This is a genomic window from Candidatus Hydrogenedentota bacterium (genome assembly GCA_012523015.1).
Classification (GTDB): Bacteria; Hydrogenedentota; Hydrogenedentia; order Hydrogenedentales; family CAITNO01; genus JAAYBJ01.
Genome location: JAAYJI010000137.1, coordinates 1 through 4,776, shown reverse-complemented (window position 1 = coordinate 4,776; position 4,776 = coordinate 1). Strand labels below are relative to the sequence as shown.

Genomic DNA, 4,776 nt, shown 5'->3' with positions numbered 1-4,776 from the left:
TTACCACCGATGTAGCGGAGGGTGTCGCCGACGCAGAATTGATTGTGATCGCCACGCCTGTCCGGCTCGTGATTCCCATGTTGGATCAAGTCTTGGCCGCCTCTTCTCCCCACGCGATTATTCTCGACGTAGCCAGTACCAAGGGCGCTATTTGTGCCCATGCGGCGCAGGTCTGTCCGTCTCCGCGCCGTTTTATCGGCTGTCATCCCATGGCGGGCGCGGAAACTTTTGGCCCCGCCTACGGCCGCGCCGACCTCTATCAAGATCAAGTCTGTCTTATCGAAAAAGATTCGTCCCTCCACACCGAGGCACGGGAACGGGTCTGCGCCTTGTGGCGTGCCTGTGGTGCGCGCGTAGTGGATTTGGACGTTCCCCTTCATGATGCCTTACTGGCGCGACCGCGCCATGCGCCCCATGTTGTTGCCACGGCCTTGGCTCTGGCGGCACAGGCAGGCGGCGCTTCGAAAGATATTATCGGCAACGGTTTTCTCGATACGACCCGCATCGCCTTATCCAGCCCTGAAATATGGAGGGACATCTGTCTTGAAAATCAGGCGGCCCTTCTTCCGGTCTTGGCAGCGCTGCGCGGCATTTTGAGTGACTTTGAAAGGGCGCTCGCTGCAGCAGACGCCTCCGCCATTGAAGCCTATTTCCAACAGGGCGCTGACGCGAGGAGGGATGTTACCGAGACATGAAAGGCACGCTTATAACCTTTGAAGGCGGGGAAGGCTCGGGCAAGTCAACGCAACTGCCCCTTACAGCACAGTTTTTAGAAGCACAAGGTTTTAAGGTGGTCGCCACGCGCGAACCGGGCGGAACCCCGCTCTCTGAGCGCATACGGGGGCTGCTTATGGATACGGTAGATGAAACCGTCGCTCCCCTCACGGAATTATTGCTGTTTCAAGCGGCACGGGCGCAGCATGTTGCCCAAGTCGTATTGCCTGCCTTGCGCCGGGGCGCAATCGTCCTTTGCGACCGCTATGTAGATTCCACCCATGCGTATCAGATCACGGGCCGTGGGCTGGATGCGGATCTCGTCGACCGTATGAATCGGCTCGCTGCCGGTGAGGCATGGCCTACGCACACCTTCCTGTTAGATTTACCGGTGGAAGTGGGCATGGGCCGCGCCACAGATCGGGGCAGCACGGATCGGATGATGCAAGAGTCCATGGCATTTCATGGCCGTATACGCGATGAATTTCTGCGCATTGCAAAAGAAGACACACAACGTATTACAATCATAGATGCGACCCTCTCCGTTGAGCAGGTTCAACAGCAGCTGCAGCGTCATTTGCGTATGCTGCCTTTTATGCTTTCCCATAGTCGGAGCTCCCATGAGTTTTAAGCGAATACAGGATCAATCGGTTGCCTTGCGGCTTTTGCGTAATCTTGTACGCAGGAAACGTATCCCTAATGGACTGCTTTTTTGGGGCCCCGACGGCGTCGGGAAACGGCTTGCCGCGTGGGAATTTGCCAAAGCCGTCAACTGCATGGAAAGCGATGATGACGCCTGCGATACGTGTTTGTCCTGCCGCAAGATTGAGCATCGCAATCATACGGATGTGATGTTGATCACGCCCACGGGCAAGATGCGCATCATTCGGGAATCGGTGATCACCGAACTTAACGATCTGAGCGCTTACAGGCCCTTCGACAGCGGCCGGCGCATTGTTTTGATTGAAGATGCAGACCGAATGAACGAGACGGCGCAAAACAAATTTTTGAAGACCTTGGAAGAGCCGCCCAGTGATACGACCTTCATCCTGATTTCCGGGCAGCCCCGTTTCCTGCTGCCCACCATTCAATCCCGTTGTCAACGGGTTCGCTTTGGCGTGTTGAGCACCGAGACCATCGCTTCGCTGTTGAAGCAACACAGTGATGTGGACGGGGCGAAGCGGCCCATGTTCGCAGCCCTTGCCGGCGGCAGCGTGGCGCGGGCTTTAGAATTGACGGAAAACAAGCGGCTCGAAACGGTGCTTCATGTTATTCTTTCTCTTGCCAAAGGCGAAGACCCGCTGGCGCTCAGTGAGCAGTTTGGCAAATACATTCAAGAGACGGAAAAAAGTATTGCCAAACAAGTGCAGGAAACGCAGCGCGGATCCACCGCGCCTGATGAAGAGGAGACTGCGCCGGACAAAGACGCCATAGATGCGCACATTGCCGGTCTTGTACGGCGGGAAATGATTGAACATCTCGTCCTCTTCGACGCGTGGTATCGTGATGAACTGGTACACAGTGTTGTTCCGGATGCGCCTTTTATTCATTATCTCGGTCAAACCAGTCATTTCAGCAAAGAAGTCTGTGCCCATCGCTGCGCCGTACGGCTGAAGGCGATCTCCGAGGCATGGATGTACATCGAAAGAAATTTAAATAAACAACGGATATTCAGAGACCTGTTTTTTGTGTTGAGCGCGCCTTGAGTGTTATAAGAAACAGGGTGAATATACAAGAAAAGAAATGGAGCGGCAACGCATGAATATAGCAAGAATCAGGCTGCGCAAACCCAGACGCGTATTAGCCTTTTTATGCGGGGACATCGTCTTGCGCCGCGATGAACCCGTTATTGTAGAAACAGATCAGGGTCTGGAATGGGGCTGGTGCGTATTACCGCCGGAACCTTGTTCGTCCGAAATGGAAGAAAAGATTTCGCTGCGTGTTGTGCGCAAGGCGACCTTCCCCGACGAAGAATCGTTTCACACGCTGGACAGCGAAGAAAAAAAAGCACTGGAACTATGCCGCAAACGTATAGAAAAAAGAAATCTAGCCATGCAGCTGGTCGACGTGCAATATACCTTTGACCGGCACAAGGTCACCTTCTTTTTCACGGCTGAAAATCGCGTGGATTTCCGAGAACTCGTCCGTGATCTTGCCCATGAATTACACAGCCGTATTGAATTGCGCCATATCCAAGTGCGCGACCGCTCCAAATTGGTGGGCGGACTCGGCACTTGCGGCAGACCTTTGTGTTGTGCCCATTGGCTGGAAGCGTTCATTCCTATTTCGATGCGCATGGCGAAATGTCAGAACCTCTCGCTCAACCCGGGAAAAATCAGCGGGCAATGCGGGCGCTTACTCTGCTGTTTACATTATGAAAATGAAGTCTACGAACGAGGCGATTTGAAGCCCGCCAAGATTTCTCATTTCCATGAGGGAGAAGAGGAAGGGCAGGTGTCCCTTACCGATGAGGAACATGAAGGACGCCCCAATTCCAAATCTTTTGTGGTCAAGCCGCCGCCTGCTCCGGAAAACCGGGATGACCCGAGAAAGAATGTGCAAGCCGACGCGCAGAAAGCGGGCAACGCCAAAAAGAAACACAAAAAGAAACGCAACAAAAAACCCGATCGGAGACCTGCCACTTCATGAAAGGCGTGGACACCCATTGCCATTTGCAGATGACTGCTTTTGATGAAGACCGGGAGGAGGTGCTCCGACGCGCTTTGGACGGGCTCGCCTTTTTGATCGTCATCGGTAACGGGGCGCAGGCTTGCCGTGATGCCTTAGCCTTTCTTCAGCCCCGCGTCTATGCTGCCCTCGGCTATCATCCCTACCAAGCGGAGCAGTGTGATGGCGCCGCTTTGGCGCAGCTGGAAGCATGGGCTGCAACCTCCGGTGTTGTCGCCATTGGTGAAGCGGGACTCGATTATCATCATATTGTTGCCGATCCCCAAACCCAGCGGAAGGCCTTTGAACAACAAGCTGCCCTCGCCGTAAAAACAGGGCTGCCGCTGGTGGTGCACAGCCGCGACGCTCAAGAAGACAGTTATGCCGTGTTAAAAGAGTATGTGCCGCAACTGTCGGCGTGTATCATGCATTGCTTTGGCGGTGATGCCGCCTTCGCAGAAAAATGTCTTGAATTGGGCTGCTATATCTCTTTCGCCGGTAACGTGACTTTTCCCAAGGCGCAGCTGCTCCATGAATCTTTAGCGGTGGTGCCCCTTCATCGATTGTTGGCAGAGACCGATGCGCCTTATCTCGCGCCGCAGCCGGTACGGGGGAAACGCTGCGAACCGATTCACGTATTGCATACGCTCCGTTTCATGGCATCACGCAAAGGGATTAGCCTTGAAGAAATGGAAGGGCTTGTAGTTGAAAATGCGTGCCGTGCTTTCAAGATAGAGGGGCTTCCTGCGGAGGCGCTGCAATAGCGGCAGTCCACGCAGACCCGCACGCTCTCTTTCATTGCGCTGGAATTTTGCAACGCTGTAAGGTAAAATGAATACCGCAGACTCGGCTCATCGACTTACGCGTTCCGTCTCTTTTTTTACCTGATTATTACCCGTCTACATTGAAGGAAGATTTATGAACAAAGCGGTACAGTCCTTTACCCGCAGCTTGGTGACCAGTGCCCTGCCTTATGCCAACGGCTACATTCATTTGGGACATATAGCCGGCGCTTATTTACCGGCAGATATATACGTGCGCTTTAAACGGCTGCGCGGCGAGGCGGTTCTTTATATCGGCGGCTCCGATGAATACGGTGTACCGATCACGTTGACAGCGATCAAAGAGGGCATTACGCCTCAAGAAGTGATCGACCGTTATCATGGCGCCAACGAAGCGGCCTTCAAAGCCTTGGGTATTTCTTATGATATTTATGGGCGCACCTCATGGCCGCTCCATGTGGATTCGACCCAACAATTTTTTACGAAGCTTGTTGAAGAAGGCCTCATCCATCCCGAATCGGTGGAGTTGTGGTATTGACCGAAGTTGGAACGCTTGCTGCACGACCGCTATGTGAAAGGGACCTGTCCCAAGTGCGGCTATACCTACGCCAAC

The 4,776-nt window shown here is 53.9% G+C and carries 6 protein-coding genes; all 6 read left to right on the top strand.

Annotated elements, in window-relative coordinates; all coding sequences use genetic code 11:
• A partial coding sequence (locus tag GX117_05730; protein NLO32844.1) for a prephenate dehydrogenase occupies nucleotides 1-695 on the top strand: 695 nt, incomplete at its 5' end.
• Nucleotides 692-1,345 carry a dTMP kinase gene (locus GX117_05725; GenBank protein NLO32843.1) on the top strand — a complete coding sequence of 218 codons (654 nt, stop codon included), beginning with the start codon at nucleotides 692-694 and terminating at the stop codon, nucleotides 1,343-1,345. The genes GX117_05730 and GX117_05725, both read left to right, overlap by 4 nt.
• Nucleotides 1,335-2,420 carry a DNA polymerase III subunit delta' gene (gene holB, locus GX117_05720; protein NLO32842.1) on the top strand — a complete coding sequence of 362 codons (1,086 nt, stop codon included), beginning with the start codon at nucleotides 1,335-1,337 and terminating at the stop codon, nucleotides 2,418-2,420. Before GX117_05725 ends, holB begins: the two co-directional genes overlap by 11 nt.
• Nucleotides 2,421-2,472: 52 nt before the next feature.
• Nucleotides 2,473-3,363: a stage 0 sporulation protein gene (locus tag GX117_05715; GenBank protein NLO32841.1), complete on the top strand. Its 891-nt coding sequence runs from the start codon at nucleotides 2,473-2,475 to the stop codon at nucleotides 3,361-3,363.
• The gene (locus tag GX117_05710; protein ID NLO32840.1) at nucleotides 3,360-4,145 is read left to right on the top strand and encodes a TatD family hydrolase; all 786 of its coding nucleotides are present in this window, start codon (nucleotides 3,360-3,362) and stop codon (nucleotides 4,143-4,145) included. Before GX117_05715 ends, GX117_05710 begins: the two co-directional genes overlap by 4 nt.
• 154 nt (nucleotides 4,146-4,299) lie before the next feature.
• Complete coding sequence (locus GX117_05705) at nucleotides 4,300-4,701, top strand: class I tRNA ligase family protein (GenBank protein ID NLO32839.1); 402 nt, start codon at nucleotides 4,300-4,302, stop codon at nucleotides 4,699-4,701.
• The last annotated feature ends 75 nt before the right edge of the window (nucleotides 4,702-4,776 follow it).

What these genes read in the sequence shown, in the direction of transcription:
- GX117_05725 (NLO32843.1), top strand. Translation starts at nt 692, where the DNA reads ATGAAAGGCACGCTTATAACCTTTGAAGGCGGGGAAGGCTCGGGCAAG.
- holB (NLO32842.1), top strand. Translation starts at nt 1,335, where the DNA reads ATGAGTTTTAAGCGAATACAGGATCAATCGGTTGCCTTGCGGCTTTTG.
- GX117_05715 (NLO32841.1), top strand. Translation starts at nt 2,473, where the DNA reads ATGAATATAGCAAGAATCAGGCTGCGCAAACCCAGACGCGTATTAGCC.
- GX117_05710 (NLO32840.1), top strand. Translation starts at nt 3,360, where the DNA reads ATGAAAGGCGTGGACACCCATTGCCATTTGCAGATGACTGCTTTTGAT.
- GX117_05705 (NLO32839.1), top strand. Translation starts at nt 4,300, where the DNA reads ATGAACAAAGCGGTACAGTCCTTTACCCGCAGCTTGGTGACCAGTGCC.